This is a genomic window from Phormidium sp. CCY1219 (genome assembly GCF_055795085.1).
The window spans coordinates 1-1,784 of sequence record NZ_JAYFEQ010000679.1; the positions used below are offsets into that span (position 1 = coordinate 1).

The window sequence follows — 1,784 nt, forward strand, 5'->3', positions numbered from 1 at the left end:
TAGGCTGGTCAGGTGGTTAGAAGTACAAGCCCCTGGCTTTAGACATGGGGTTGGTTTCTACGGAGTCCCTGACAGAATAATCTTTGCTCGATCGCGCGATCCCTTGCGCCTATCAGTCGCGCCGGGTCGCCAATATTCCCACCTCGGGGTGCCCAACCACCGGATCTTCCCCGATCGCCCCCTTTCACCCGTGAGGCAACAGAATCGGCAACGCGGGATGCATTCCAGGCTCATCGTGCGGACCGTGGGCGGTTCACTCTACCCGGGAAAACAGCAATTCTCCTTGCGTGACCAGTTGACCATCCACTTCAGCGCGAGCGTGCATTTTCGCGAGGCGACGTTGGGACACCCGCTGCAGTTCGGTGGTCATCACCAGTTGGTCTCCGGGAATCACTTGACGACGGAACCGCACCTTATCAATGCCGGCAAATAAAAATAAACTGCCTTCCATGTCCGGGAGTTGGGTCAGGACCACACCCCCCACTTGCGCCATTGCTTCCACAATTAACACCCCCGGTAAAATCGGACGTCCGGGAAAATGTCCCTGAAAATGCGGTTCGTTAAAGGTGACATTTTTCAGACCCACGGCGCGCTCTCCGGGCACGTATTCGATAATCCGATCCACCAAGGCAAACGGATAGCGGTGGGGGAGCAGATTGTGAATTTCTTCTAGGGTAAAGGTAGATTTTTCCTCTACCTGTGCGCCATTCGGGTCAGTTTTAGCGGTATTAGCGGTGGATGAGTTAGCAGAATTTGCACGGGCGTCGAGGGATCTGGACATGGGTAGATGTTGAATGATAGTGTTCGCGGTTCGCGTTTAGAGCGAGTGTTCCAAACGCTTTGACTTCGACTCAACCAGCAACCGCGCGAGTTGGACGTGCAGGTGATGGCTGGCTTTGTAGGCGATAAAATGAGCCACGGGAAATTGTCCCAGCAAGCTGATATCTCCTACTAAGTCTAAAATTTTATGACGCACGGGTTCATTTGCAAATCGTAGGGGCGGATTAATCCATCCTTCGTGGGAGCAAACCAAGGCGTTGTCCAAACTTCCGCCTTTGATTAAACCGAGCCGTCGCAGTTGGTCCACTTGGTGTGCCAGACCGAAGGTACGCGCCGGGGCGATCGCGGTGGCGAAGTTGCCACGGGCGGGGGACCAACTGTGCCACTGATTGCCGATCGCATCTACATCGAAGTCGATGCCGTAACTAAAGCGCAATTCTGGAGAAGGCAAGGCGGCGACAAAGGCATCGCTTTCGCGAACCCACTGGGGGGATTCCACGGCGATCGCCGGCTTTGGGGAGCTGATGCCACTCCCTTCCCGAATACCGACCTGGGCGATCGCTTCCACCCAGGGCCACGCCGATCCGTCCAGCAAGGGGATTTCGGGGCCTTCTACCTCAATTCGCACATCATCCACCCCCATCCCCCCTAAAGCGGCTAACAGATGCTCCACCGTGCGAATTGTGGCGCGATCGACCCCCAATTCGGTAGAGAGGGTGGTTTGGCGGACGCTCTCCACCGTGGCGGGGATAATCGGGGCCTCGGGCAGATCCACCCGAACGAAATAGCGCCCTTTCCCCACCGAGGCGGGTTTTAAAGTAACTTTAGTGAGTTCTCCCGTATGTAACCCAACCCCCGATCGCGTCACTGGCGCGACTAAGGTGTAGGGGGCAGAACCGTTCCCATCGTGCAGTCTATCCGTGGTGGGATTCATCAGAAATTAGGGTTGGTAAGGGGGAGAACGGAAACCCTCGTCATTTATGCGTAGGGAGGAGTTCTCCCCC

2 protein-coding genes are annotated in these 1,784 nt (G+C 56.1%); both read right to left on the reverse strand.

Annotated features, from left to right (window positions below):
• Positions 1-253: 253 nt before the first annotated feature.
• Positions 254-781 (reverse strand): 3-hydroxyacyl-ACP dehydratase FabZ, encoded by a 528-nt coding sequence (gene fabZ, locus AC0QH1_RS19915; protein WP_324633040.1) that lies wholly within the window; start codon positions 779-781, stop codon positions 254-256.
• Positions 782-817: 36 nt separating this feature from the next.
• Positions 818-1,714, reverse strand: a complete 897-nt coding sequence (gene lpxC, locus AC0QH1_RS19920; protein WP_324633041.1) for a UDP-3-O-acyl-N-acetylglucosamine deacetylase — start codon at positions 1,712-1,714, stop codon at positions 818-820.
• Positions 1,715-1,784 lie beyond the last annotated feature (70 nt).

What these genes read in the sequence shown, in the direction of transcription:
- fabZ (WP_324633040.1), bottom strand. Translation starts at nt 781, where the DNA reads ATGTCCAGATCCCTCGACGCCCGTGCAAATTCTGCTAACTCATCCACC.
- lpxC (WP_324633041.1), bottom strand. Translation starts at nt 1,714, where the DNA reads ATGAATCCCACCACGGATAGACTGCACGATGGGAACGGTTCTGCCCCC.